We start from the raw sequence: 25138 nt of genomic DNA on the forward strand, positions 1-25138 counted from the left end.
TTCGCTCGGCGACACAGGCAGCGAATGGGTCCGGATCTTCACGGCTTAGAGTCTAGACCGCCGGCCGGAAAACTTCGGGGCATCAGGAACCCCGATCGACGATTTCATAGCCGCGGCACCACCGCGCGGGTTAGCATATGCGTGTGTGAATGTGCGCTGCATCACATTCACAATGCTGGGCCGATTGACCCAGTGACTGCTCGCTAAGGAGTCTTAGATGGGCAATGCCGCCGCCGTGATGACCGGCCTTAACAGCATCGAGATTCAGGAGCGCCCGATACCCGAGCCTGGTCGGGGCCAGGCCGTGATCCGGGTGGAAGCCGTGGGCGTCTGCGGCTCCGACGTCGCCTATTACCGCTACGGGAAGATCGGCCCGTTCGTCGTTGACGGCCCGTTCATCCTGGGCCACGAGGTTTCCGGCGAGGTGGTCGCCGTCGGCGAAGGGGTCGGCAACGTCCGAGTCGGTGACCGGGTGGCCGTCGAGCCGGGCACGCCCGACCGCAGTTGCGAAGAGTGCCGGGCGGGGCGCTACCACCTCTGCCCGAACCTGGAGTTCCTGGCCACCCCGCCCTACGACGGCGCACTGCTGCAGTATCTGGCCATGGACGCCCGCTGCTACTTCCCGATCCCGGATTCGATGAGCTACGAGGACGGCGCGCTGCTCGAGCCGCTGTCCGTGGGTTTGTGGGGCTGCCGGCGGGCGAACCTCCAGGCCGGCGACGACGTGCTGATCACCGGCGCCGGGCCGGTGGGCCTGCTTGCCGCCGAAGCGGCGCGGGCCCTCGGCGCCGGAAGCGTCACGCTCACGGACGTCTCCGACTACCGGCTCGGCGTGGCCCGCGACCACGGGTTCGCGGTGGAGAAAAGCGATGCGGCCACGGCGCGGGCCTATGACGTGCTGCTGGAATGCTCGGGCGCCAACGGCGTCCTCGCCTCCGGGCTCGGCCGGTTGCGCGAGGCCGGGCGGGCGGCCGTCATCGGCCTGGCCAAGACCGAGGAGGTGCCGCTGCCCCTGTCCACGCTCAATTGGAAGGAGATCACGATCTCGATGGTGAACCGGTACAACAACACCTGGCCGCTGGGCATCGACCTGGTGTCCTCCGGCCGGATCAACCTGGAGGGACTGGTCACGCACAGCTTTTCACTGCCGCAGAGCGCGGCCGCACTGGAAAACACCTCCACCGAACCCAAATCGCTCAAGGCGATGATCTACCCCCAGCGGCTCTGACCGCGGGTGCCGGAACGCACGAACGGCAACGCGGCACGCCACCAGTAAGAGGAGTTCCGATGAAGAAGAACACACGGGGAATCATGGGCCTCACCACGGCCCTGTTTCTCGCAGCCGGCATGACTGCCTGCGGTGGCGGCGGCGGCGGCGAAGGCGGCGGCGGCGGCGGGACCGCAGGCGGTGGCGGCGGCCAGGCCGAGGGCAAGATCGCGTTCCTGATGCCGGACCGGGCCTCGACCCGCTACGAGCAGCAGGACAGCCCGCTGTTCAAGGCCAAGGTCGAAGAGCTGTGCGGCGGCTGCGAGGTGCTGTACCAGAACGCCGACGGCGACGCGAACAAGCAGCAGCAGCAGGCCAACGCCATGATCACCCAGGGCGTCGAGGTCCTGGTCCTGGACCCGGTGGACAGCACCGCTGCCGCCTCGCTGGTCAACACCGCGAAGGGCCAGGGCATCAAGGTTGTCACCTATGACCGGCCGGTCCCGGACACGCCGGCGGACTTCTACGTCTCCTTCGACAACAAGAAGATCGGCAGCCTCATCGCCGAGGACCTGGTGAACAAGCTGGACGCCGACGGCAAAGAGACCGGAGGGGTGCTGATGGTCAATGGCTCCCCCACGGACCGGGCCGCGCAGCTGATCAAGGAAGGCGCGCAGGAAGCCGTCGAGGCCAGCGAGCATGAAATCCTGGCCTCTTATGACACCCCGGAGTGGCAGCCGTCGAAGGCGCAGGACTGGGTGGCCGGCCAGATCACTCAGTTCGGTGAGGACATCACCGGTATCGTGGCCGCCAACGACGGCACGGCCGGCGGCTCCATCGCCGCTCTGAAGGCCGCCGGCGTCTCGCCGTTCCCGCCGGTCACCGGCAACGACGCGGAGGTCGCCGCGATCCAGCGGATCATCAAGGGCGACCAGTACAACACGATCTCCAAGCCCATCAAGATCGTCGCTGAAAAGTCGGCCGAAGTGGCGGTCCAGCTGCTCAATGGCGAGACCCCCGAACCCGACGCGACGCTCTTCAATACCCCGTCAGCGTTGTTCGTGCCGACAGTTGTCACCAAGGAGAACGTCAAAGAAGTGATTTTCGACGGCGGCATCTACGAGGCTTCGGAAATCTGCACCGGTGAGTACAAGGCGGGCTGCGACGAACTCGGCATCACGTAGCGCAGCCGCGGCCGGCGGTGCCGCGCCCACCGCGGCACCGCCGTCGTAAGGGAAGGGGAAGCAGTGTCCACTGTGTCAGCAGAACGGCCGGAGACAACCGCTCCGGTGCTGTCCATGCGGGGCGTGAGCAAGCACTTCGGTGCCGTTGCCGCCTTGACCGGCATTGACTTGGACGTCCACGCCGGCGAAGTCGTCGCCTTGGTCGGTGACAACGGCGCCGGGAAGTCGACCCTGGTCAAGATCCTCGCGGGCGTGCATCCGCAGGACGCCGGAACCGTGAACTTCGACGGCAGGGACGTGACCATCCACACGCCGGTGGATTCCATTCAGCTGGGCATCGCCACGGTGTTCCAGGACCTCGCGCTCTGCGACAACCTCAGCGTGGTCGACAACCTCTTCCTCGGCCGGGAGCTGGGCGCGTGGCGGTTGAACGAAGTGGAGATGGAGGTCCAGTCCTGGAAGCTGCTGCGCCAGCTCTCGGCGAAAATCCCTTCGGTCCGCATCGCCGTAGCCTCCCTCTCCGGCGGCCAGCGCCAGACCGTCGCCATCGCCCGGTCGCTGCTCGGCAGCCCCAAGCTCATCATCCTCGACGAGCCCACGGCAGCCCTCGGCGTGGCGCAGACGGCCGAGGTGCTGAACCTAGTGGAGCGGCTGCGTGAAAACGGCCTCGCGGTGATCATGATCAGCCACAGCATGCAGGACGTCAAAGCCGTCTCCGACCGCGTTGCGGTGCTGCGGCTGGGGAAGAACAACGGCACGTTCCGGATGAAGGACGTGTCGACCGACGACCTGATCGCCGCGATCACCGGCGCCACCGACAACGTCGTGACCCAGCGCGCCGCCCAGACCGGGGCAGCAGCAGCCGCGGCCGGCGAGGCAGGAACCGACACTGGGGCCGAGGGGGCCGGGCTGGGCGGACCGGGCGGAGGCTCGCTGCCGCCCGGCCAAGCCGCAGGAAGCGCGGGCAAACAGGGGTCCGGGGCAGCAGCACCGGAAGAAGGGACCGTACCATGACAACGAATCCAGCCGCCCCGGTCATCCCCGTGGCCACGGACCTGCAGGATGAACGGCTGATCCGGACCGAGGGCTTCAAGGGCGCCGTCAAGGTCGGGATCAACCGGGTCCGCGGCGGCGATCTGGGCGTGCTGCCCATCGTCGTCGGGCTGCTGGTCATCTGGTCCATCTTCCAGGTGCTCAACCCGTTCTTCCTCTCCAGCGCCAATCTGGTCAACCTGCTGCTGGAAAGCGCCGCCGTCGGAGTCATCGCGCTGGGCATCGTCTGCGTCCTGCTGGTCGGCGAAATCGATTTGTCCGTCGGCTCCGTCAGCGGCCTGTCGGCCGCGATCGTCGGCGTCACCTTCATCAAGCAGGACTGGCCGATCGGGCTGGCGGTCCTGACCGCGATGGCGGTCGGCGCCGCGATCGGACTGGTCTATTCGCTGGTGTACACCAAGTTCGGGGTGCCGTCCTTCGTGATCACGCTGGCCGGCCTGCTCGGTTTCCTCGGCCTGCAACTGTTCGTTCTCGGCGTCGAGGGCACCATCAACCTGCCATTCGATTCCTTCCTTGTCTGGTTCGGCCAGCAGGCCTTCGTGCCGGGGTGGCTGTCGTACGTGCTGGCGGTCGTCGGCGTGGCCGGCTTCTTCCTCAGCCAGCTCACGCTCTCCCGCCAGCGGGTCAAGGCGGGGCTGTCCGGGCGGCCGATGAAGCTGGTCGTGATGCAGACAATCCTGCTGGCCGTGATCCTGCTGTTCGCGGTGTGGTACCTGAACCAGGCCCGCGGCGTCGGCTGGATGTTCGTCTTCTTCGCCGCCCTGGTGCTGGCGATGCACTACGCGTTCACCCGGACCCAGTGGGGCCGCTCCGTCTACGCCGTCGGCGGCAACCGGGAAGCGGCACGGCGGGCCGGCATCGCCGTCAACCGCATCTACGTGTCCATCTTCGTCCTGTGCTCGACGTTCGCGGCCGTCGGCGGCATGCTGGCCGCCGGCCGGCTGGCCGCCTCGGCACAGAGCAGCGGCACCGGGGACGTGAACCTGAATGCCATCGCCGCCGCGGTGATCGGCGGGACCAGCCTGTTCGGCGGCCGGGGCTCGGCGTTCTCCGCCCTCTTGGGCATCCTGGTCATCCAGTCCATCTCCAGCGGCCTCACCCTGCTGAACCTTGAGTCCTCGTTCCGTTACATGATCACCGGCCTGGTGCTGCTGCTGGCCGTGATCCTCGACGCCGTATCCCGCAAGTCCCGCACGTCGCACGGCCGCGCCTAGTGGCCGGCCGCCGGAGCGACATGTTCCTGGGCATCGACATCGGCACGGGCAGCAGCAAGGCGGTGCTCGCGGACGCCTGGGGCAGGGTACTGGACAGCGCGACGGCCGCGCACGACGTCGCCTACCCGCGGCCGGGTTGGGCGGAGTTCGACGCCGAGGGCGGGGCGTGGGCGGAGGTGGTGCGGCTGTGCCGGGAGCTCTTCTCCCGGAACGACGCCGGGGCCGTCGCCGGCGTCTGTGTCAGCGCGATGGGTCCCAGCCTGGTCGTCACGGACGAAAACCTGACCCCGCTGCGCCCGTCGATCCTGTACGGAATCGATGCGCGCGCCGTCGTCGAAATCCGCGAGCTTACGGAGGAGTTCGGCGCGGAGGCGATCTTTCGCGATGCGGGCAAGGTCCTGTCGTCCCAGGCCGTGGGACCGAAGCTCCGCTGGCTGCGCAACCGGGAACCGGAGGTCTTCGCCCGTGCCCGGAACTGGCACAGCCTGAACTCCTTCATCCTGGCCAGGCTGACCGGCGAGCTGGTGTTAGACCATCACACCGCCAGCCAGTGCGATCCGCTCTACGACGTTCGCGGGAACCGGTGGCATGCGGAGCGGTACGACGCCGTCGCCGGCCACCTGCCGAAGCCCCGGCTGGCGTGGCCGGCCGAAGTAGGCGGCCGCGTCCACCGCCGGGCGGCCCAAGCGACGGGGCTGCCCGAGGGAGTGCCGGTCTGCGCGGGCACCGTCGATGCCTGGGCCGAGGCGTTCAGCGCCGGCGTCCGACAGCCCGGCGACCTCATGCTGATGTACGGCTCCACCATGTTCTTCGTCCAGGTCCTCGGGGAGTTCCGCGCCGAACCCAAGCTCTGGACCACGGCCGGCGTGGACCCGGGGTCCCTCACGCTGGCCGCGGGGATGTCCACGTCCGGGAGCCTGACCACCTGGCTGCAGCGGCTGTTCGGCGACGTCCCCTTCGAGCAGCTCGTCACGGAGGCCGCCGCGGTGCCGCCGGGATCAGACGGACTGCTGCTGCTGCCCTACTTTGCCGGCGAACGGACACCCGTCTTCGACCCCGACGCCCGCGGCCTGATCACCGGCCTGTCGCTGCGCCACGGACGCGGCCATCTGTTCCGTGCAGCCTATGAGGGCATCGGCTTCGGCATCCGGCAGATCCTGGAGTCCCTCGAGAACGCCGGCGAACCGATCAGGCGCGTCGTGGCCGTCGGCGGCGGCACCAAGGCCAGGCTCTGGACGGAAATCGTCAGCAACATCAGCGGGCGCGAACAGCTGGTCCCGGAACAGGCCATCGGTGCCAGCTACGGGGACGCGCTGCTCGCCGCCATCGGCACCGGAGCCGTGCCCGCCGGGACCGACTGGGCACGCACGGCGGCGACGGTGAAGCCCGATCCGGCGACCGCCCCGCTCTACGAAAAGCTCTACGCCACCTACCGGCTCCTCTACCCATCGAACCGTGAGCACATGCACGTGCTCGCCGCCCTGCAGGAGCCCGCGGCCGGGTAGGCGGCCCGGGCTGCCCCGCAGCCGCCGGCCCTGTTTCAACCCCCTGCCCTGTCATGACATCGACGGACCGGTTCAGCGTTATGGTTGCAGTACATTTGATTCCCGCTGTTGCGGCGGGTGCCGGAAGGACGTGGATGGCGCACTTTGTGATCATGGGCTGCGGGCGCGTGGGCGTGACGCTGGCCCACACCCTGGAAGACTCCGGGCACAGCGTGGCCATCATCGACCAGGACGACCGGGCGTTCCGCCGACTGCGCTCGGGATTCACCGGCCGCAAGGTCACCGGCGTCGGATTTGACCGGGACACCCTGCGGCACGCGGACATCGAGAACGCCTACGCCTTCGCTGCCGTTTCCAGCGGCGATAATTCCAATATCCTCGCCACCCGGGTGGCCCGCGAGACCTTCCACGTGCCGCATGTAGTGGCACGCATTTACGATCCCGGCCGCGCCGAGATCTACCAGCGGCTCGGCATACCCACGGTGGCGGCGGTGCGCTGGAGCGCCGATCAGGTGCTCCGGCGGATCCTGCCCGAACAGGGCATCAAGGGCGATTTCCGTGAGGCCTCGGGCCGCCTGATCCTGGGTGAGGTGGAGCTGGACGACGGCTGGGTGGGCCGGGAACTGGCCGAGATCGAAGCCGCCTCCGGCGCCCGGGTGGCCTACCTGACCCGCTTCGGTGAGGGAATCCTGCCCGCCCGCGGCACCCGCTACCAGAAGGGCGACATAGTGCACGCCATGATGGCAGTGGATTCGACGTTCGAGATCGACAGGATCTTGTCCAAACCCCCGGTGGAGGAGTCCGAATGAGAGTGGTCATTGCCGGAGCCGGCAGCGTTGGATCGTCGATCGCGCGCGAGCTGCTCTCCAACAACCACGACATCCTGCTGATCGATCCGAAGCCCGAGGTGATCGGCCGCAGCGGGCTGAAGGGTGCCCGCTGGCTGGTCGGCGACGCCTGCGAGATCACCACCCTGCGTGAAGCCCGGCTGGAAGAAGCCGACGTGGTGGTCTCGGCTACCGGCGACGACAAGGTGAACCTGGTGGTCTCGCTGCTGGCCAAGAGCGAGTTCGGCGTCGGCCGCACGGTCGGACGCGTGAACAACCCCAAAAACGACTGGATGTTTGACGATTCCTGGGGCGTGGATGTTGCCGTGAACACCCCGCGCCTGATGACGGCCCTGGTAGAGGAAGCGGTGGAGATCGGCGACCTAGTGCGCCTGCTGACTTTGCAGAGCGGCGTCGCATCCATGGTCGAGTTCACGGTTCCCGCCGACTCGGCGTTAATCGGTCAGCGGCTGGGCTCCATCGCCTGGCCGCAGGACGCGACGGTGGTGGCGATCCTGCGCGACGACGCACCGATCACGCCGAGCCCTGACGACGTGGTGGAGGGCAGCGACGAGCTTTTCTTCATCACCACCATCGCCGCCGAGGACGACCTGCGGGCGGTCCTGACGGGCCGGCCCGCAACGGCGGCGGCCGACTAGTTCACTCGGCCCGGCCCGCCTCCACGAAGGACGGGCGGGAGACCAGCCAGGCCAGCCACAGCCCCAGCGCGTACAGCGGGACGCCCATGAGCAAGCGGGTGGTGCCCAGCGCCACCAGTCCGTCCTCGCCCATCAGGTAGAGGGGAAGCTGCACCGCAAGCCGCAGCAAGAGCACCGCCATCACGATCCAGGTGGCAATGGTGTACGCCTTCAGCCGCTTCGGCTCCTTCCGCCATGCCGTGCCCTCGCTGCGGATCAACCCGAAGATCAGGCCGAGCACCGGCCACCTGACGGCCACCGACACCAGCATGACCAGGATGTAGGCGGCATTCGTGATGAAGCCCCAGACGTAGAAGTCCTCGGCCCGGCCCGTGGAGTTGGCGACGAAGGCGCAGATGGCAACCCCCACGAGGCCGGAGAAGGCCTGCGTCACGGTGCCTCGCTGCACCAGGCGGAGCACGGTGAAGCCGGCGGCGGCCGCAAGCGCCCCGATCAGTGCGGGGCCGAGCTCCCGGCCGATGGTGAAGACCACCAGGAAGATCACGCCCGGCAGGATGCTCTCGGCCAGGCCGCGGACGCCGCCAACGGTCTTCAGCACATCGATCTGTCCGTCGTCGGTACGGTGGACCGCGGCGCTTGCGGCATAGGCGCCGGCGAGTGCTTCGGCCCTGTCCGGGCGCCTGGTGCCTGGTTCCCCGGCGGGTTCCGGACGGGCGCCCGGTGGCTGCCCGGCGCCGGCCGGCGGCACGATGTGCTCCGGACCGGAGTCCGGCTGCTGGTCTGTCATGGGTCAATTCTCCAACGGACTGAGGATCTCGTAGCGCGGGTTGTAGATGGTGGCGGTTCCTTCCACCCTAAACAGCATGCCCTCGAAGGCCAGCCGGATACCCGCCGCGATGCCGGGGACGCGGCGCTGCCCCAGCCAGACCAGCCGGACCCGCGGGTGCCCGCCGTCGCGGGGCTTGCCGGGCTCCTGCTGGCCCGCGTCGGTGACGACGGCGACAAACCGCGGCGGTTGCCCGGGCGGCGCGATGGTGATCGCCTCGACCAACCCCGTGCCGGCCACCTGGCCGCGCTCCGGCAGCCGCGCGATGGCGCTGTCCGCGGCGCCGCGATGGACGCGGGAGCGGTCAGCCAATCTCGGTGATCTCCGGACCCCGCTCGGGCGCGGTCAGTCCGGGGTTGTGCGGCGCGGCGGCCGGCGGCTGTCCCGGGACGCCCTTGGGCATCTTGAGCTGCAGCAGGTCCTTGGGCGGCAGCGGCTGCGTGCCCCGGACCACCACGGTGGAGCGGAAGAGTTCTTCGAGGTCGGCGGCCTTGGCCCGGTCCAGCGCGGCGGGGCCGCCGATCACGCCGCGCAGGAACCAGCGCGGCCCGTCGACGCCGAGAAAGCGGGCCACCCGGAAGCCCTTCTTCCCATCAGGGGTCTGTGCCGGCAGCTTGGCCACCACCTCGGTCCCCATCGGTCCGTCGATCTCTTGGACGGTGCCGCCCTGCGAGCCCACGGAACTCGCGATCTGGGTGCGGATTTCCTTCCACAGCCCCTCGGATTTCGGTGCGGCAAATGCCTGGAGCTGCAAGTTGGAACCGGCCAGGTCCAAGGTCACCGCAACAACCCGCTTGGACTTCTCCTCGACCTCCAGCCGCAGCTGCAGGCCCTCCCGGGGGCGGACCTTCAGCGCACCCAGGTCCAGGTAGCCGTTCCCGGTGTCCTGCTCGGAGTCGTCGTAGGGACCGTTGCGGCGGGGCCCGCTGTCCGGCGCCGGCCGGGTGGCTTCCTCGCCGGGTGCGGCCGCGCCGGCTTCCGGCTCTTCGCCGTCGTTCTGGTTCTTCTTCTTGGAACGCCCAAATGCCATAACGTGAGATTCCTCTTCCTCCGGTGCTGCACCGGGTTGCTCAATGTCTGCGCTGAGGGGATGCTGCCTGCGCGGCCAGGCATGCACGTGCCCGGGCACGCCGCCGCGCGGCACTAGCCGGCGCCGAACCCTCCGGTGGATCCGAACCCGCCGGCCCCCCGCACGGAGTCCGGGAGCTCGGCGACGCGTTCGAATGCGGCGGTCTCCACCTTCTGGATGACCAGTTGCGCGATCCGGTCCCCCCGCTTGAAGATGAGCGTTTCACTGGCATCGGTATTCAGCAGCGTAACCGCTATTTCGCCCCGGTAACCGGCGTCCACCGTGCCCGGGGCGTTGACGATGGTCAGCCCGTGCTTGGCGGCCAGCCCGGAACGCGGATGGACCAGGGCAACATACCCGTGCGGCAGCGCCAGCGCCACGCCCGTCGGCACCAGGACGCGCTCGCCCGGAGCGATCCGGAAATCGATCCGGCTCCGCAGGTCGGCCCCGGCGTCCCCCGGGTGGGCGTAGGCAGGCGGTTCCAGCCCGTCGTCGAGCATTTTCAGCTGGACCGTCAGCGTTTCAGTTGTCTGCTGCACTCGTGATCGATTGTCCTTGCGATTGCGGATGTGGCGGGAAAATGGCGGCCGCCGAGGGCCTGGCCCGCTGAGATATTCCGCACATCACTCTAGCGCCTTTTCAACCGTGGCGCCCGCGGGCGGGCAGGCTTCCGGGGCCCCGCCGGGAGCAAGATGAAATGCCTGTCAAAAGGTGAAAAGCTGAGTCCATGACACAACCCGCGACCCCTGCAGGCGGCTCCGGTCCCGCCGGCGGTCCTTCATCCGTGACCCACTTCGATGAGCGGCTCTGGCCCAACTTCTGGGTCTGGCTCATCGCTGCCGGCACCGCCGCTGCGGTCATCGTGATGCTGGCCCCGATCAGCATCACCGCGGGCATCATTGGCGCCGTCGTCGCCGCCGTCCTGCTGGCGGTCCTGCTGATCGCTTCCACGCCGCGGATCCTGGTCACCGATACGACGCTGCAGGTTGGCCGCGCCCAGATTGAGCGCCGCTACGTGGGGCGGGTGGAAGCCTTCACCGGCGAGGCGGCCACCGAGCAGCGTGGCACCAAGCTGAACGGCACCGCCTACATGTGCCTGCGCGGCTGGATCGACCCGGTGGTCACCATCGAAATCACCGACGAATCCGACCTGACCCCTTACTGGATTACCTCCACGCGCCGGCCGCAGCAACTCGCCGCGGCGCTGAACCGTCCCGCGCCGGACGCGGCCTAGCCGCACGCTGAGGGCAGCCTCCGCCGGCCGGCACGCGGCGCCCGAAGCGCAGCAGCAGCTACCCCTCGCAGTCCCGGCAATAGAGCAGCCCGTCTTTCTCCTTCGCCACCTGCGACCGGTGGCGGACCAGGAAGCAGGAAGCACAGGTGAACTCGTCCTGCTGGGCCGGGAGGACGCGGACCAGCAGCTCCTCGCCGGACAGGTCGGCGCCGGGCAGCTCGAACCCCTCGGCCGCCTCGGCCTCGTCCTCGTCGACGACGGCCGACTGGGTGTCGGTCCGCCGGTGCGACTTCAGCTCTTCAATGGACTCCTCGTGGGTCTCTTCGTCCGGCTTCCGCGGGGCGTCGTAGTCAGTGGCCATTGTTGTTTGCTCCCACTCCGGTGGTCGAGTCCAGTTTCACGTCAGACCCCCGGTTCCGGGACACCTGCCCCACGCCTGACGATCTGTGCACAGGCTCAACGCATTCGCCGTCTGATTTGTGCCCGTGACGCGAAGATTCTTGCCGATTTCCGTGCGCCTGCCAAACCGCGGGGTTCGAAGGGCGTTCACGGCGGGCTGCGGAAATGGCGCCCGGTGAGGGCGACCTTGGCCACAAACACCGCGCCACACCTGCGAAAACAATAGGAAAAGCCCGGTATGGGTGGCAGAGTTTCAGGCATAAAGTGTCGTCTGGTGGAGGGTTTTCATGCAGGATCTACGGCTGGTGGGTGTCCATGAGGATGGCGAACATCTGCTGTTGAGCGCAGGTGGGGACGACTACCGTCTGGCCATAGACGAAGCCCTGCGCACAGCGGTCTTCCGACCGACAACCACCCGCGCTCCCGGTGCCGGCGAACCATCGGACGCCGGTTTGTCCCCCCGGGAGATCCAGGCGCGCATTCGTGCAGGCGCCACTGCCGAGGAGGTCGCGGCCGAATCCGGCCTCGACCTTGCACGGATTCGGCGCTATGAAAGCCCGGTGCTGGCGGAGCGCCACTACATCGTCGAGCAGGCCCGCAAGGTGGAGGTCGCCGGTCCGCTGCCCGGCCACGATGGTTACCGTTCGGCCTTCGGCGATGAGCCTGCCACCCTGGGTGAAATGGTGGACCACAGGATCCACGCCTTCGGCATCGATCCCGACTCGATGGTCTGGGACTCCTGGCGTCGCAGCGACGGCAGCTGGGAAATTGTGGCCTCCTTCACCGCCCCGGCCGCCCCCGCCACCGACTCCATCGGGGAAGAACCGCCCGCCCGCTGGGTCTTCCACGCGGCCCGCCGCACCATCCAGAATGCCAACCGGTGGGCGCAGCAGCTGAGCGAACTCGAAACCGTGGACGGCCCGGTACCCGCACGCCGGCTGAAGGCCGTCACCGACCACGTCTTCGACTTCGAAGCCGACACCGGGACGGACCCGGACCTCGAACCCGCCGGGCAGCAGGACGGCGGGCAGGACGGCGGGCAGTCCTCCGAGTCGGACGAACTGCTGGAGGTGCTGCGCTCCCGCCGGGGCCAGCGGTTGGGCGTCGACGAAGATGCCGACGACGCGCTGGCCCTGATGCTCACCCACGGTCCGATTCCGGCGGCCCACCCGCGCGAATCGTTCGGGGAAGCGGACGATTCCGACGACGATGCCCCCGGCGCACGGCCGCGGGCCGGCTTCCCGTTGACCTTGGCTCCGGCCTACGACGACGGCGCGGCCTCGTCGCTGGAATTGGGGCACGGGATCAGCACCCACACGCACGAAATCACGCTCTCCGGCGCGCCCGGATTCCTGCGGGAACCGCAGGCCACGGAAACCGGCGGCGACGGTCGGGAGGCGGGCGGAGACTTTACCGGCGAAGCCAGCGAAGCCGGCGCCGCAGGCCTCGAGACCGGCGGCGGCGCGCAGGAACCAGGTGCGGCCGACGACCGGATCGAGTTTGTGCGTCCTTCCACCGCACCCCTGAACACCGTGGAGAAAGGCAGCGCAGCGGCCGCGGACCAGGCTCGGACTGCGGAGGCCGGGCCGAAGAGCGCCGCCGACCCCGAAACCGAAACCACAGACGCCCGGCAGGCCGATCCGGCACCGGAACCGCCCAAGCGCGCCATCAAGCCGAAGCGGTCCAGCGTTCCCAGTTGGGACGAGATCGTCTTCGGCACCAAGCACGACTGACCTGCCTCCGGCAGCAGCCAGACCCAGGGGGTGCGCGTTCCGGCGGCCTCCCGTTATTGGCGGGCGCGGATTCCTAGCGCCGTTTGCCCGGAGCCGCCAGCGTCAGCAGGGGCACTTCCCGCTCCGCCTTGGTTAGCGAGCCGTGCTGGCCGACCACGGACAGCGCGGTCTCCGGAACGCGCCGGGTGTCGTAGAACGCGACGGGTTCGCGGGCGGCCACCATCAGGTCTCCGATGCGCGGCAGCACCCGCGGGTCGACTTGGCCGAAGAACCCGCGGCCGACCGCTTCTTCGCGAGTGAAGACCCAGGCCTGCTTCCCATATTCCTGCAGCCACGCACGGGCCACCTGTTCGCGCTGCCCGTCCGTGGCGTCCGGTTCAAAATAGAGGTGCACCAGCCGCGGTTCGCCGCCGGTGTGCCGGACCCCGGCCACCAGGGCCGGGTCCGCCGAGTAGTCGAAACGAAATTCCTCGGCCACGTCCAGCATGCCGTGGTCCGCGGTCAGCAGCAGCAACGTATCGGCCGGAAGCTGCCGGGCCAGGCGGCGCATGTCCGAATCAAGTTCCTCCAGCGCGTTCCCCCATTGGGCCGACGCCGCACCAAACCGGTGGCCCGCCTTGTCCAGTTCGTTGAAGTAGAGGTACACCAACGCCCGGTCCGTAGCCGCCAGCGCTTCGGCCGCGGCCTGGGTCCGGGCGTGGCCGGTGGCGCCGGGCAGGAACGTGCTGCCGCGCAGCGCCGCCCGGGTCATGCCCGATTCCGCGAACCGGGGCAGGCTGACGGTGGTGACCGGCAGCTGCGCGGCTACCCGTTCAAACACCGTCGGATACGGTTGCCACACCTGCGGATCCACCCCGGGGTCCCAGCCTCCGAGCTGGTTCACCACCTTGTCCTGCCCGGGATCGAGGACGTCGTAGCCGACCATGCCGTGTTGCCCGGGTGCCAGCCCGGTCCCCAAACTGGCGAGGGACGCCGCCGTCGTCGATGGGAGGGCGCTGCCGAGGGTGCGCGAGTTGTCCATGGCCTGGCGCAGGAAGGGTGCATGTCCGCCGCGCTGCTTCAGCAGCGCCTTGCCCAGCCCGTCCACCATGACCACGCACACGCGCCGCGCCGGCGGCAGCTGCAGCTCATTGTCGAAGCCCTCGGCGCCCAGCGCGGCCGCGGCGCTGGTCATGACCTCGCCGAGGGAGTTGCGGCCGTAGCCGGGGGCAGCCGGAAGCGGTTCCTGTGTCAGGGTCACGCAGTCAGTCCCGCGGGTCAGCGGCCGTGGTGGCCGCGGACCAGGCGGTTGCCGATGCGCGGGCGCTGCTGCACCGGGCCCGGCGCGGCAGCGGGTTCCGGGTGGCTGGTGCTGACCTTGCGCAGGGCGCGGGCAAAGTCCTTGGCGTTTTGGACCGCCTGCAGCCCGTCGGCCTCCGCGCTGACCCGCAGCACGATGTCTTCCTGGACGATGTTGCCGGTGTAGCCGTGGTCGGCGTCGCACTGCGGATCGCCGCAGCCGGCCGGGCCCATGTCCAGCCGCTGGCCGCCGGACCAGGCGATGGCCAGGGTCAATTCGCGGGCCTGGTCGGCGGAGGTGTAGTTCTGCGGCTGGGCGTAGACGTAGCTGAGCACCACGGAGCGGATCTGGCTGACCGGGACCGACTCGGTGGAAATCTGCGCCACCATCTGCTCGCCCTCCTCGTCCAGCTGCTGGTCGTCCACGTGGGTGATCACCAGCATGTCCTCGGTGAGCACCAGCACGGTGATGTGCCGGTGCACCTCGTTGCGGTCGAAGTGTGTCTCCAGGTGCACCAGGTGGGACAGCGGCTCGCGCTCGTCCAAAGCGTCGTGGACCACGTCGGAAACCAGCAGCGGGTAAAAGCCTGCCCGGTTGAGGGCGTCATCGAGACTGCGGCGTTCGGCCGTCGAAAGGGGGCTCATGTGTTCCATAATCCCCTACCCTGCTGCCAGATGGCCAACCCGGACGGTTTAGTCACGCATGGCGCGCCGCGCGCTGTCGGTGCGGTGCGCGTGGTTTCCGAGCCGGATTTCGGCGTTCAGCACGGCCAGGCCCCGGTCGGAGAGCTGTACCGGGTTGAGTTCCAGCAACGCAACCTCGGGATGCTCGTCCTTGAGCTGCGCCACACGGGCGATCAGGTCTTCCAGCGCCGGAACGTCCACCGCCGGCAGGCCCTGGTAGCCGAAGAGCTTCTCGGCCGCGCGGGGTCCGCGGACCAGGTCCGCCACATCCACGGTGGTCAGCGGGGGAATCCGGTGGGACCAGTCCCCCAGCAGGTTGACGGCGTCGCCGGCCAGCCCGAAAGACACCACCGGGCCCAGGAGCGGATCCTCGATCGAGCGGATGGTGCAGGCCTGGCCCGCGGGCACCATCGACTGGACTTCCAGCGGGATGTCGCCGAACGGGGCCAGGCTGGCCCGCATGTGCGCGATGTTGGCGCGCAGGGTCGCCTCGTCGGTGATGTTCAGCCTGACCCCGCCGAGGTCCAGCCGTTGCCGCAGCCGCGCATCGGTGGTTTTGACGGCTACGGGCCAGCCGAGCCGTTCGGCAGCGGCCACGGCCTCGTCGTCGTGCGTGAAGCCGGCCGACTCCTGCACCGTGATGCCGTAGCAGCCCAGCAGCCGGGCGGTCTGCGCGGGGGTAGGCGTCAGCAGGTCGGTCCCCGTGACCCCGGCGAGCAGGGCGTCGATCTGCCGTTGGGCCTCGGCCGGGTCGGTTCCCGCCGGTTCGGCGAAGTCGCCCTGGTCGCGGGCCTTCCATTCGGCGTAGCGGACCACTGCCGCCAGCGCGTTCACGGCGCTGCCGGGGCTGGCAAAGCTGGGCAGGCCGCGCTGCAACCCGCCCTCGGCAACGCGGCCTCCGGTGGCGAGCAAGCCGTCGGTCCGTTCGGCCAGATCGAGCACGCCGGTGAAGGAGGCGACCACCGGCTTGCCGGCTTCTTCGGCGCAGTCCCGCAGCACCTCCGCCAGCAGGGAGGTCTGGATTCCGGTGGCGGGAAGGAGGGTGACGACGGCGGCGTGCACCTCGGGTGCGGACAGTGCCTGCCGCACCTGCCGGCGAAGCATCGGCAGCGCGTTGGACTGGCCGGTATTCAGGTTTAGCGCCACCTCCCGCCGGACCACGTCCAGCTGGTGCGCCTTGGCGGCGTCGGCCACCACGTTGCCCAGCGCCATGGAGTTGCTGAACACGGCCAGGTTGGCTCCGGCCGGAAGCGGCTGGCTGACCAGGACCTGCGCCACGTCCATCAGCTCTTCGTTGGTCTCTACGCGGATCACGCCGGACTGGCGGAACATCGCGTCGAGGGCGCCCAGCGGGGCCTGGGTTGTGCGCACCGCGTGGCCCGGCGGCAGTTGCAGTCCCATCACGTCGGACTTGGCCACGATCACCGGCTTGCTGCGCGAGAGCCGGCGCGCAATCCGGGAGAACTTTCGAGGGTTGCCGATGGATTCCAGGTAGAGCCCCACCGCCTTGGTGGCCGGGTCGTCTTCCCAATACTGCATCACATCGTTGCCGGAGACGTCGGCCCGGTTCCCCGCCGACACGGTGGACGACAGGCCCAGCCCGCGCCGGCTGGCGGCGGTGTAGAGCAGGACGCCGATCGCTGCGGACTGGCTGAACAGCCCGAGCGGCCCGCGCGGCGGCATGGCGGGCGCCATCGAGGCGTTCAGCGACACGGCCGGGTCGGTGTTCAGGAGTCCGAGCGAACCGGGGCCGATCACCCGCATGCCGTGGGCGCGGGCCTGGCGCACCAGCTCGCGCTGTCGTTGCAACCCTTCGTTCCCGGCTTGGGAGAAGCCGTCGCTGGCCACCAGGATTCCCTTGACCCCGGCGGCAGCGCATTCGCGGGCCACCTTGGGCACTTCCTCGTAAGGGACGGCGACGACGGCGAGTTCCACGGGGTGCGGGACGTCGGCGATGGCCGCGTGGGAGATCATGCCGTTCAGTTCGAAGGCCTGCGGGTTGATGGCGTAGACGGGGCCGGTGAAGCCGGCTTCGATGATGTTCTCCAGCAGCGAGTAGCCCACGCTGCCCCAGTCCCGGCTGGCGCCGATCACGGCCACGGATCCGGGCGCCAGCAGGGCAGCCACGCTCTTGGCCTCGGCCCGGTGTTCCCGCGCGGCCATCACGGCACGGGAGCGATCGGTCGGGTCGATGTCGAACTCGAGGGCGACCACTCCGTCGTCGAAATGGCGCCGCACCTCGTAGCCCGCGTCGTTGAAGACGGTGATCATCTTCCGGTTCTCCGGCAGCACTTCGGCGGAAAACTTGCTGATGCCGTTTTCCCGGGCGGCGGCGGCCAGATGCTCCAGCAGGATGGATCCCAGCCCCCTGCCCTGGTGGGCATCCGAAATGTTGAAGGCGACCTCGGCTTCGGCGGGATCGTCCAGCCTGTCATAGCGGCCAATCCCGATGATTTCGTCGCCGATGGTGATGACGAAGGCCACCCGGTTGACGTAATCGACGTTGGTGAAGCGGGCCAGTTCGCGGGCGCTGAGCTTGGACTTGAAGGTGAAAAAGCGCAGGTAGATGGAGCTCTCGGACTGCCCCACGTGGAAGGCCTGCAGGGCCTCGGCATCGGCCGGGACGATCGGGCGCAGGTGCGCCGTCCCGCCGTCGCGCAGCACGACATCCGCTTCCCAATAATCCGGATAATCGGGGGAATCAGCCTCTTGCGCCATAAACTCACTGTATCCGCAACTTTTAGCTAAGGACCGAAGCTCTACCCATGCCCCGACGCCAGACTCCCGCCCCCGAAGAGGACTACACGGAGAACATCGTCGATATCGACGTGACCTCCGAGATGGAAGGCTCCTTCCTCGAATACGCCTATTCGGTGATCTATTCGCGCGCACTGCCCGATGCCCGCGACGGGTTGAAGCCGGTGCAGCGCCGCATTCTCTACATGATGTCCCAGATGGGGCTGCGGCCGGACAAGGGGCATGTGAAGTCCGCCCGCGTGGTCGGCGAGGTGATGGGCAAGCTGCACCCGCACGGCGACGCCGCCATTTACGACGCGATGGTGCGGATGGCGCAGTCCTTCTCGCTGCGCATGCCGCTGATCGACGGCCACGGCAACTTCGGATCGCTCGACGACGGTCCCGCGGCACCGCGCTACACCGAGGCCCGCCTCGCGCCGCCGGCCCTGGCGCTGACCGACCACCTGGACGAAGACGTTGTGGACTTCGTTCCGAACTACGACAACCAGCTGATGCAGCCGGCGGTACTCCCGGCCGCTTTCCCCAACCTGCTGGTCAACGGTTCCTCCGGCATCGCCGTGGGCATGGCCACGAACATGGCGCCGCACAACCTCGGCGAGGTGATCGCCGCGGCCCAGCACCTGATCGCCAACCCGGACGCCACGCTCGAGGACATCATGCGGTTCGTCCCCGGACCCGATCTGCCCTCCGGCGGCAAGATCGTGGGCCTGGACGGCATCCGCGATGCGTATGCCACCGGCCGCGGCTCCTTCAAGACCCGCGCCAAGGTGGAGGTGGAGAAGCTCACCGCCCGCCGCACCGGCCTGGTGGTCACCGAACTGCCCTACGGCGTGGGCCCGGAGAAGGTGATCGAGAAGATCAAGGACGCCGTAACCTCCAAGAAGCTGCAGGGCATCAGCGACATCGTGGACCTGACCGACCGGCAGCACGGCCTGCGCCTGGTCATCGAGCTGAAGAACGGCTTCAATCCCAACGCCGTGTTGGCGCAGCTGTACCGCTATTCGCCGATGGAGGACTCCTTCGGCATCAACAATGTGACGCTGGTCGACGGGCAGCCGCGCACGCTGGGCCTGATGGAACTGCTGCAGGTCTACCTCAGCCACCGCATCGGCGTCGTGCGCCGGCGCACCGCGTTCCGGTTGGGCAAGAAGAAGGACCGGCTGCATCTGGTCGAAGGCCTGCTGATTGCCATCGTGGACATCGACGAGGTCATCCAGATCATCCGTTCCTCGGACGAAGCCGCCGCCGCCCGCGAACGGTTGATGGCCATCTACGACCTGTCCGAAATCCAGGCCAACCACATCCTCGAACTGCGGCTGCGCCAGCTGACCAAATACTCGCGGATCGAGCTCGAGAAGGAACAGGACGAACTGCGCGGCGAAATCGCCGGGTTGGAGGAGATCCTGGCCAACGAGGCCATGCTGCGCCAGCTGGTCTCCGACGAACTGGGCGAGGTTTCCGCGCTCTACGCCACGCCGCGGCGGACCGTGCTGCTCGAATCGGAGGCGGCGGCCCCGCTCCGCGGCACCGCCCTCCCGGCTCCCGCGGCCGCCGGCAAGAACGCCAAGGCCGCCCTGCCGCTGCAGATCGCGGACGATCCGTGCTGGGTCCTGCTCTCGGCTTCCGGCCAGCTCGCCCGCACGGTGGACCAGGAGCCCCTGTCGGACGGCCAACGGATCAGGCACGATGTCCTGGCGTCCGTCGTCAAGACCACGGCGCGGGCCGAAATCGGAGCCGTGACCTCGCTGGGCCGGATGCTGCGGCTTCCGGTCTTGGACATGCCGGTGCTCGCCGCCGCTGCCGGTTCGCCGAACCTGGCCGGCGGCGTCCCGGTCAAGGAGTTCGTGACCCTGGCGAAGGGCGAATCCCTGGTGGCTCTGGCGCCGCTGGACAAGGTCCTGGCCCTAGGCACTGCGCAGGGCATCGTCAAGCGCGTGACCCCGGACTACCCGCTCAACCGGGACGACTGGGAGATCATCGCGCTCAAGCCCAAGGACTACATCGTGGGCCTGAGCGTCCCGGCCGACGACGACGAACTGGTCTTCATCACCCGCCAGGCGCAACTGCTTCACTTCCCGGCCTCGGCGGTGCGCGCCCAGGGCCGCACAGCTGGCGGTGTCGCGGGCATCAAGCTGGCCGCGGAAGACGCCGTGGCGTTCTTTGGTGCGGTCGCCGCAGGGGATGCCGACGCCGTCGTCGTCACCGTAGCCTCCACCCGGGAAGCCCTGCCCGGCACCTCCCCCGGCTCGGTCAAGGTCACCCCGTTCACCGAGTACCCGGCCAAGGGCCGCGCTACCGGCGGAGTGCGCGCGCACCGCTTCCTGAAGGGCGAGGACATGCTCTCGCTGGCGTGGGCCGGGCACGGTCCGGCGAAGGCCAGCTCGTCCAACGGCGCCTCGCGGGCCCTGCCCACCGAACACGGCCGCCGCGACGGTTCCGGCATCCCGTTGTCCCAGGCGGTGGACGCCGTCGGTCCCTCCCTCTCGCAGCAGGGGGCGGAAGACTCCTAAGCTGGCTGCATGGCGATCATCCCCGACACCAAGGACTGGACGTGGGTCACCGAGCGGCCCTGCCCCGAATGCGGCTTCGACCCGGCCGGCGTCACGCCGGACCGGGTCGGACCGGCGGTGCTGGCCACGGTGCCCCGCTGGCAGGCGGCCCTGGCGGAGCCCGGCGTCCACGTCCGCCCCAACGACTCGACGTGGTCGATGCTGGAGTACGCCGCCCACGTGCGTGATGTCTGCCGGGTGTTCGATGCCCGGCTGGAGCTGATGCTCAGCCAGGACAACCCGGAGTTTGCCGACTGGGACCAGAACGCCGCGGCCGTGGAGGGGCGTTACGGCAGCCAGGACCCGCTCGCCGTGGCCCAGGAACTGGCGGCGGCAGCGGCGGAGGTGGCCGCCGGCTTCAATGCGGTGACCCCGGCCGAATGGGACCGGGGCGGCAGGCGCAGCAACGGTTCGGCTTTCACGGTCACCACGCTCGGCAGCTACTTCCTGCACGACGTCATGCATCACCTGCACGACGTCGGGGCGTAGCCGACGGCCGGCCGCGGCGCCCGACGCCGGGGCGCAGTCCGCCTTGCCCGCGCGGCGCCCGACGCCGGGGCGCAGTCCGCTGCCCGCGTCAGGTCAGCGGCAGTTCATAGTCCAGGTAGCGCTGGGTGGGCACGTAGCCCATCCGGGTGTAGAGCGCGAGTGCCCCGCTGGGATTTTGCGTGTCCACACCCAGGCCGGCGTGTGCCATCCCGCCGGCCCTGAACCGGCGCATCGCTTCGGCCAGCAGCGCCTGGGCCAGCCCGCGGCCGCGCCATGGCCTGCGGACGCCGAGGAGATTGGTGAACCCTTCGTCGTACCCTGACTGCAGCTTGTACTCGGGGTCGAAGCTGGCCACCTGGTAGGCCACCGTCTCGCCTGACGAGGCCTCCACCACCGACATGCTCCACTCCGGCTTGGTTTGCGGATGCCTCACCAGGGTGTTCCACCGGCGCTCGTCCCTGGGCTCGCTGCCCCAGTGGTCCGCAAAGGCCTCGTTGTGGGCGAGCCTCACGGCCTCGCTGTCCTCCGGGTCCAGGTCGACGAACGCGAACCCCTCGGCCAGCGGTGCTTCCGGAATCGTCTCCAGCGGCCGGGTCATCTCGGTGAAGTAGCGCACCACCGTGGCGCCCACGGCGGCCATCAGCGCGTTGTGCGCCGGGTCCCGTTCTTCGGTGCTGGTCCGCAGGACACCGCCGGCGATGCCGGCCGCGCTGAACCGGCGACGTTGGCACTCGGCCTGCCAGTCGTAGAGCGCCCTGCCGATGCCGCGGCGGCGCCATTCCGGGTCGACGCCGCCCCAGGTGTGGGCCGCCGCGGAGCCGGCGTTTGCGTAGACCCGCCCCACGGCACGGACCGTTCCGTCTGCGTCCACGCCGATGGCCGTGGTCTGCGCCGGGTCGTTGGCGGGGTCGTCGAACGCCTCCGCCAGGTCCGCCGTCGTCTCGACCCAGACCGGCTGGTCCACGGCGGCCATGCGGCGGATCAACTGGTGCCAGCCCTCGATGTCCGAGGCGGACATGGGGCGCCAGCGCAGGACTCCGCCGGGAAAGTCCGGCAGGTCGGGATCGGTCATTGCCTCAGCTTAGGGCAGCGGCGTAGCTGCCGGTAGCCAGACGCAGCCGGTGCTCGCACCAGGCGGCTTGCCGCTCGTCATGGGTCACCATGACCACTGCTTTGCCGGCGAGCCCGCGGCGCAGGTCGGCCAGCAACGCGTCCGCCGCCTCACGGTCCAAGTGCGCGGTCGGTTCATCCAGCAGCACCACGTCCGAGTCGGCCAGCAGCGCCCGGGCCACGGCGAGCCGCTGCCGCTGGCCGCCGGAGAGGAAGTGCCCGCCCGGGCCGATCCGGGTGCCCAGCCCGTGCGGCAGTCCGGCCAGGAATCCGCCCAGCCCCACGGCTGTGAGCGCCGAGCACATCTCCTCTTCGGACGGCGCGTCCGTGGCCGGGCGGGCCAGCAGGAGATTGGCTCGGAGCGTTGAGTTGAACAGGTGCGCCTCCTGCGGCATCCACGCGATGGCGGACCGCGGCGCCCCGCCGGCCATCCCGTTGACCAGGTAGTGGCCGGATGCCGGCGGCAGGAAGCCCAGCAGCACCCCGAGCAGCGTGGACTTCCCGCTGCCCGAAGGGCCGGTGACCGCCAGCCATTGTCCGCGCTCCACCCGCAGGTCCACTCCGGTGAAAGCGTCGTGGCCGGCGCCCGGGTACCGGTAGGAAACGTTGCGCAGTTCCAACGTCTCGACCGGGGCTTCGCGCCGGGTTTCGCCCTCCGGACCCACGCCGCTGGTGCCCAGCTCCGGCATGACGCGCGCACCGGCCTCGCGCCAGGCGCCCCATTGCTGCACGGCGGTGTTCACCGCCATGAACGGTTCCGCCAGCGCCAACTGCATCAGGACGACGACGGCGGCCGCTCCCGGCACTGTGCCACCGGCGGAACCGATCATCACCACCGCGGACAGGGAACAGGCCAGCACGGTCAGGGCATGTCCCAGGCCCTGCGCCCAGGCGCTGCGCTGCACGGCGGCGGTGGCTTCCCGGTCCAGGCGGCGGGCCCGCTGCAGCAGCGGCTCGGCCGCCGTGTTTGCGGCCAGGTCCGGCGCTGCCGCCAGCAGCCGCGTGAAAGCGTTCAGCGACCTGCCCTTGACCCGCACGTTCGTTGCCTGGGCGTGGCGGTCGGCCCAGCGCGTCACGGCGGGGGCACCCACCACGCAGATCCCCGAGAGCAGCAGCTGCCACCCCAGGGCCGCGGGCATCAGCAGGGCCGTGGCCACGCAGGACGCGGCGGCCACCAGCAGGCCCACCAGCGGGGCGAAGACGGCGCGGGGCGCAATGTCCCGCAGTTCGTCCACATCTCCGACCAGCCGTTCCAGGGCGCCGCCGCCGCGGGCCAGCCGCCGCCACGCCGCCGGCCGCTGCAGCAGCCCGTTCCACAGCCGGATCCGCAGCCGGTCGGTGCTTTCGAAGACGGCGTCGTGCAGCTTCAGCCGCTCCTGGTAGCGCAGGACCGAGCGTCCGATCCCGAAGAACCGGACGCCGACGATGGAGGTCATCAGGTACAGGATGGGCGGTTGCTCGCTGGCATAGACAATCAGCCAGCCGGACAGGCCCGCCAGCGCGACGGCGAAGAGCGCTGCGCCGAGGCCAAAGCACAACGCCGCCAGGAAGCGGGGGCTCCACGGCCGCAGCAGCGCCGCCTGCCGCCAGAGGCCGGGTCCGGCGCCGGCGGCGCCCTCCCCCGGCGTTTCCGTTCGGGAGCCTGCTGTGGCTTCGGGCGCGGGCCCGCCGCGTTCGGCCTCCGGTGCCGCGGGCCGCGGACCGCCGGTACGCGCCGCGGCGGCAGGAACTCCCCCGGGCGCCGGCATCACCGGCACCACGTGGTCGGCGAGCGCCGCCGTGTCCGGGTCGTGTGCCACCAGCACCGTGGTCACCCGGCCGCGGAGCCCGTCCAGCGCGGCCTCGATCGCGCGGGCGCTGCGCTCATCCACGTGTGCGGTGGGTTCATCGGCCAGCAGCACGTCCACACCGGGGACATGTTCGATCCGGGCCAAGGCCCGTGCCACGGCCACGCGGCGCAGCTCTCCCGGGCTGAGGTCGCCGGTGTCCGCGTCCGCCAAGCCGGCGGCATTGACCCGCGCCAGCGCTTCCTCCGCCGTAGCACGCCCGGCCGGTCCTGCCAGCCCCGCATACAGGGCCACCTCTTCGGCCGCGGTGGCTTCGGAGGGAACCGGGTGCTGCGGGATCCACGCGATCCGGCCGCGGTCGACGCCGGACACCTGGCCGGCCAGGTGGATGCCGGCCCCGTCCCGGCGCAGGCCGGCCAGGATCTCCAGCACCGTGGTCTTGCCGCCCCCGCTTGGTCCGGACAGGGCGGTGATGCGGCCGGCCGGTGCCGTGAAATCCAGCCCTTCCAGCACCTGGCCGCGGCCCGGGTAGGCGGCGGCCAGCCCCGCGACCCGCAGCTGGGGCGCTTCCCTGCCGGCGGCCCCGGACCGATGCCCGGCGTCCGAAGCGGGGACCAGCGGCCGGCCGGGCGGCGCGTCCAGCACGGCCTTGCTGCGTTCGAGGGCTTCCAGGCCGTCTTCGCTCGCGTGATGCGCCGAGCCGAGGTCGCGCAGCGGCTGGAAACACTCCGGAGCCAGGATCAGGGCCAGCAGTCCGGCTTCCAGGTCCATTTCGCCGTAGACGAGCCGGATGCCCACGAACACCGCCACCACGGCCACGGAGATGGTGGCGATCAGTTCCAGTGCCAGTGAGGACAGGAAGGCGACCCGCAGGGTGGCCAGGGTCCGCTCCCGGTAGGCGCGGGCGACATCGCCCAGGGCTTTGGTCTGTGCGGCAGCCCGGCCCAGCCCGACCAGGACCGGGAGTCCGCGGGCCAGTTCCAGCAGGTGGTCGGACAGGCGGTCCAAAGCCGCGGCGGCCTGTTTGGTCCGGTCTTCGGTGTGCTTGCCGATCAGGATCATGAAGACCGGCACCAGCGGCAGGGTGAGCACCACGATCAGCGCGCTCACCCAGTCAGCGGCCAGGATGCGCAGCCCCACCAGCAGGGGCACCGTGGCGCAGGTCACCAGCGCCGGCAGGTACTTGGTGTAATAGTCGTCCAGGTTGTCCAGTCCCCGGGTGGCCAGCACGCTCAGGGCGCCCTCACCCAGGGCGGAGCCGTCGCCCCCGGCCGGGGAGCCGCCGCCGTCGTGCAGGATCCGCGCAGCGAGCCGGGCGCGCAGGTCCTCCTTGACCCCGGCCGCCGCCCGCTGCGCCGCGACGTCCTGGCCCCACGCCGCGGCCGCGCGCAGTACGGCGCCGAGCGCGCCGGGCAGCAGCACCGTATCCCAGCTGAAAGTCCCGGCCGCCACGCCCGCCACCCCGGCGGCCACCGCCGAGGCGAGCATCACCAAGCCGCCGGCCTTGACGGCCGCGGCCAGCCCCAACAGGTAGAGCGCACGTTTGCCGGCGGCGCCCGCCGGAAGCATCGGCT

General features: G+C 69.7%; 21 protein-coding genes. 11 read left to right on the forward strand and 10 right to left on the reverse strand.

All coding sequences use genetic code 11. The features are described from left to right. The first annotated feature begins 217 nt into the window (after window positions 1-217). The 7 genes from AC5RUK_RS04290 (at window position 218) to AC5RUK_RS04320 (ending at window position 7649) form a co-directional block, all read left to right on the forward strand. Window positions 218-1228 (forward strand): NAD(P)-dependent alcohol dehydrogenase, encoded by a 1011-nt coding sequence (locus AC5RUK_RS04290; RefSeq protein ID WP_494151469.1) that lies wholly within the window; start codon window positions 218-220, stop codon window positions 1226-1228. Window positions 1229-1287: 59 nt separating this feature from the next. After that, window positions 1288-2391 carry an ABC transporter substrate-binding protein gene (locus AC5RUK_RS04295; RefSeq protein WP_494108721.1) on the forward strand — a complete coding sequence of 368 codons (1104 nt, stop codon included), beginning with the start codon at window positions 1288-1290 and terminating at the stop codon, window positions 2389-2391. A gap of 72 nt (window positions 2392-2463) precedes the next feature. Then, window positions 2464-3405 (forward strand): ATP-binding cassette domain-containing protein, encoded by a 942-nt coding sequence (locus AC5RUK_RS04300; RefSeq protein ID WP_493987547.1) that lies wholly within the window; start codon window positions 2464-2466, stop codon window positions 3403-3405. Continuing rightward, complete coding sequence (locus AC5RUK_RS04305) at window positions 3402-4658, forward strand: sugar ABC transporter permease (protein WP_493987414.1); 1257 nt, start codon at window positions 3402-3404, stop codon at window positions 4656-4658. Before AC5RUK_RS04300 ends, AC5RUK_RS04305 begins: the two co-directional genes overlap by 4 nt. Window positions 4659-4678: 20 nt before the next feature. Then, window positions 4679-6163, forward strand: coding sequence for an FGGY-family carbohydrate kinase (locus AC5RUK_RS04310; protein ID WP_494151470.1), 1485 nt, complete (start codon window positions 4679-4681; stop codon window positions 6161-6163). A 134-nt stretch (window positions 6164-6297) separates the two neighbouring features. Next, on the forward strand, window positions 6298-6972 hold the full coding sequence (locus AC5RUK_RS04315; RefSeq protein WP_493987416.1) for a potassium channel family protein: 675 nt from the start codon (window positions 6298-6300) through the stop codon (window positions 6970-6972). Further along, window positions 6969-7649 carry a potassium channel family protein gene (locus AC5RUK_RS04320; RefSeq protein WP_493987417.1) on the forward strand — a complete coding sequence of 227 codons (681 nt, stop codon included), beginning with the start codon at window positions 6969-6971 and terminating at the stop codon, window positions 7647-7649. Before AC5RUK_RS04315 ends, AC5RUK_RS04320 begins: the two co-directional genes overlap by 4 nt. A 1-nt stretch (window position 7650) precedes the next feature. Here AC5RUK_RS04320 and AC5RUK_RS04325 read toward each other — a convergent pair whose 3' ends face one another. The 4 genes from AC5RUK_RS04325 to dut form a co-directional block, all read right to left on the reverse strand. Then, window positions 7651-8436: a DUF3159 domain-containing protein gene (locus AC5RUK_RS04325; RefSeq protein ID WP_494151471.1), complete on the reverse strand. Its 786-nt coding sequence runs from the start codon at window positions 8434-8436 to the stop codon at window positions 7651-7653. A gap of 3 nt (window positions 8437-8439) precedes the next feature. Next, window positions 8440-8787: a single stranded DNA-binding domain-containing protein gene (locus tag AC5RUK_RS04330; RefSeq protein ID WP_494108718.1), complete on the reverse strand. Its 348-nt coding sequence runs from the start codon at window positions 8785-8787 to the stop codon at window positions 8440-8442. Next, window positions 8780-9505 carry a DUF3710 domain-containing protein gene (locus AC5RUK_RS04335; RefSeq protein WP_494108717.1) on the reverse strand — a complete coding sequence of 242 codons (726 nt, stop codon included), beginning with the start codon at window positions 9503-9505 and terminating at the stop codon, window positions 8780-8782. The genes AC5RUK_RS04330 and AC5RUK_RS04335 overlap by 8 nt, the downstream gene beginning before the upstream one ends. 113 nt (window positions 9506-9618) lie before the next feature. Continuing rightward, window positions 9619-10083: a dUTP diphosphatase gene (gene dut, locus AC5RUK_RS04340; RefSeq protein WP_493987421.1), complete on the reverse strand. Its 465-nt coding sequence runs from the start codon at window positions 10081-10083 to the stop codon at window positions 9619-9621. Window positions 10084-10271: 188 nt separating this feature from the next. Here dut and AC5RUK_RS04345 point away from each other — a divergent pair, with 188 nt between their 5' ends. Beyond that, on the forward strand, window positions 10272-10778 hold the full coding sequence (locus AC5RUK_RS04345; protein WP_493987422.1) for a DUF3093 domain-containing protein: 507 nt from the start codon (window positions 10272-10274) through the stop codon (window positions 10776-10778). Window positions 10779-10836: 58 nt separating this feature from the next. Here the strand turns inward: AC5RUK_RS04345 and AC5RUK_RS04350 are convergent, their stop codons facing one another. Beyond that, on the reverse strand, window positions 10837-11139 hold the full coding sequence (locus AC5RUK_RS04350; RefSeq protein WP_493987423.1) for a DUF4193 domain-containing protein: 303 nt from the start codon (window positions 11137-11139) through the stop codon (window positions 10837-10839). Window positions 11140-11464: 325 nt separating this feature from the next. Between AC5RUK_RS04350 and sepH the strand changes: the two genes are divergently transcribed. After that, window positions 11465-12910: a septation protein SepH gene (sepH, locus tag AC5RUK_RS04355; RefSeq protein WP_494151472.1), complete on the forward strand. Its 1446-nt coding sequence runs from the start codon at window positions 11465-11467 to the stop codon at window positions 12908-12910. A gap of 73 nt (window positions 12911-12983) precedes the next feature. Here sepH and AC5RUK_RS04360 read toward each other — a convergent pair whose 3' ends face one another. From AC5RUK_RS04360 to AC5RUK_RS04370, 3 genes are all read right to left on the reverse strand, one after another. Beyond that, the gene (locus AC5RUK_RS04360; protein WP_494151540.1) at window positions 12984-14084 is read right to left on the reverse strand and encodes an alkaline phosphatase family protein; all 1101 of its coding nucleotides are present in this window, start codon (window positions 14082-14084) and stop codon (window positions 12984-12986) included. 83 nt (window positions 14085-14167) lie between these two features. After that, window positions 14168-14842 carry a DUF5998 family protein gene (locus AC5RUK_RS04365; RefSeq protein ID WP_493987425.1) on the reverse strand — a complete coding sequence of 225 codons (675 nt, stop codon included), beginning with the start codon at window positions 14840-14842 and terminating at the stop codon, window positions 14168-14170. Between the two features lie 39 nt (window positions 14843-14881). Continuing rightward, a complete protein-coding gene (locus AC5RUK_RS04370) occupies window positions 14882-17590 on the reverse strand; it encodes a bifunctional acetate--CoA ligase family protein/GNAT family N-acetyltransferase (RefSeq protein WP_494108714.1) in 2709 nt (902 codons plus the stop codon). A gap of 47 nt (window positions 17591-17637) precedes the next feature. On the opposite strand from AC5RUK_RS04370, the gene AC5RUK_RS04375 reads away from it, so the two are divergent. Further along, window positions 17638-20139: a DNA gyrase/topoisomerase IV subunit A gene (locus AC5RUK_RS04375; RefSeq protein ID WP_494151473.1), complete on the forward strand. Its 2502-nt coding sequence runs from the start codon at window positions 17638-17640 to the stop codon at window positions 20137-20139. A gap of 9 nt (window positions 20140-20148) precedes the next feature. Then, entirely contained in the window at window positions 20149-20667 is a 519-nt protein-coding gene (locus AC5RUK_RS04380; RefSeq protein WP_494151474.1) for a DinB family protein, read from the forward strand. Window positions 20668-20755: 88 nt separating this feature from the next. On the opposite strand, the gene AC5RUK_RS04385 is transcribed toward AC5RUK_RS04380, so the two are convergent. Together AC5RUK_RS04385 and cydD are read right to left on the reverse strand one after the other, a co-directional pair. Continuing rightward, window positions 20756-21739, reverse strand: coding sequence for a GNAT family N-acetyltransferase (locus AC5RUK_RS04385; protein ID WP_494151475.1), 984 nt, complete (start codon window positions 21737-21739; stop codon window positions 20756-20758). A 4-nt stretch (window positions 21740-21743) separates the two neighbouring features. Continuing rightward, window positions 21744-25133: a thiol reductant ABC exporter subunit CydD gene (gene cydD, locus AC5RUK_RS04390; RefSeq protein ID WP_494151476.1), complete on the reverse strand. Its 3390-nt coding sequence runs from the start codon at window positions 25131-25133 to the stop codon at window positions 21744-21746. Window positions 25134-25138: the final 5 nt, after the last annotated feature.

This window comes from Arthrobacter sp. Y3223065 (genome assembly GCF_059090885.1).

Coding starts and splice junctions, on each gene's coding strand:
- AC5RUK_RS04290 (WP_494151469.1), top strand. CDS start 218: ATGGGCAATGCCGCCGCCGTGATGACCGGCCTTAACAGCATCGAGATT.
- AC5RUK_RS04295 (WP_494108721.1), top strand. CDS start 1,288: ATGAAGAAGAACACACGGGGAATCATGGGCCTCACCACGGCCCTGTTT.
- AC5RUK_RS04305 (WP_493987414.1), top strand. CDS start 3,402: ATGACAACGAATCCAGCCGCCCCGGTCATCCCCGTGGCCACGGACCTG.
- AC5RUK_RS04310 (WP_494151470.1), top strand. CDS start 4,679: ATGTTCCTGGGCATCGACATCGGCACGGGCAGCAGCAAGGCGGTGCTC.
- AC5RUK_RS04315 (WP_493987416.1), top strand. CDS start 6,298: ATGGCGCACTTTGTGATCATGGGCTGCGGGCGCGTGGGCGTGACGCTG.
- AC5RUK_RS04320 (WP_493987417.1), top strand. CDS start 6,969: ATGAGAGTGGTCATTGCCGGAGCCGGCAGCGTTGGATCGTCGATCGCG.
- AC5RUK_RS04325 (WP_494151471.1), bottom strand. CDS start 8,436: ATGACAGACCAGCAGCCGGACTCCGGTCCGGAGCACATCGTGCCGCCG.
- AC5RUK_RS04335 (WP_494108717.1), bottom strand. CDS start 9,505: ATGGCATTTGGGCGTTCCAAGAAGAAGAACCAGAACGACGGCGAAGAG.
- AC5RUK_RS04345 (WP_493987422.1), top strand. CDS start 10,272: ATGACACAACCCGCGACCCCTGCAGGCGGCTCCGGTCCCGCCGGCGGT.
- AC5RUK_RS04350 (WP_493987423.1), bottom strand. CDS start 11,139: ATGGCCACTGACTACGACGCCCCGCGGAAGCCGGACGAAGAGACCCAC.
- sepH (WP_494151472.1), top strand. CDS start 11,465: ATGCAGGATCTACGGCTGGTGGGTGTCCATGAGGATGGCGAACATCTG.
- AC5RUK_RS04360 (WP_494151540.1), bottom strand. CDS start 14,084: ATGACCAGCGCCGCGGCCGCGCTGGGCGCCGAGGGCTTCGACAATGAG.
- AC5RUK_RS04365 (WP_493987425.1), bottom strand. CDS start 14,842: ATGGAACACATGAGCCCCCTTTCGACGGCCGAACGCCGCAGTCTCGAT.
- AC5RUK_RS04370 (WP_494108714.1), bottom strand. CDS start 17,590: ATGGCGCAAGAGGCTGATTCCCCCGATTATCCGGATTATTGGGAAGCG.
- AC5RUK_RS04375 (WP_494151473.1), top strand. CDS start 17,638: ATGCCCCGACGCCAGACTCCCGCCCCCGAAGAGGACTACACGGAGAAC.
- AC5RUK_RS04380 (WP_494151474.1), top strand. CDS start 20,149: ATGGCGATCATCCCCGACACCAAGGACTGGACGTGGGTCACCGAGCGG.
- AC5RUK_RS04385 (WP_494151475.1), bottom strand. CDS start 21,739: ATGACCGATCCCGACCTGCCGGACTTTCCCGGCGGAGTCCTGCGCTGG.
- cydD (WP_494151476.1), bottom strand. CDS start 25,133: ATGCTTCCGGCGGGCGCCGCCGGCAAACGTGCGCTCTACCTGTTGGGG.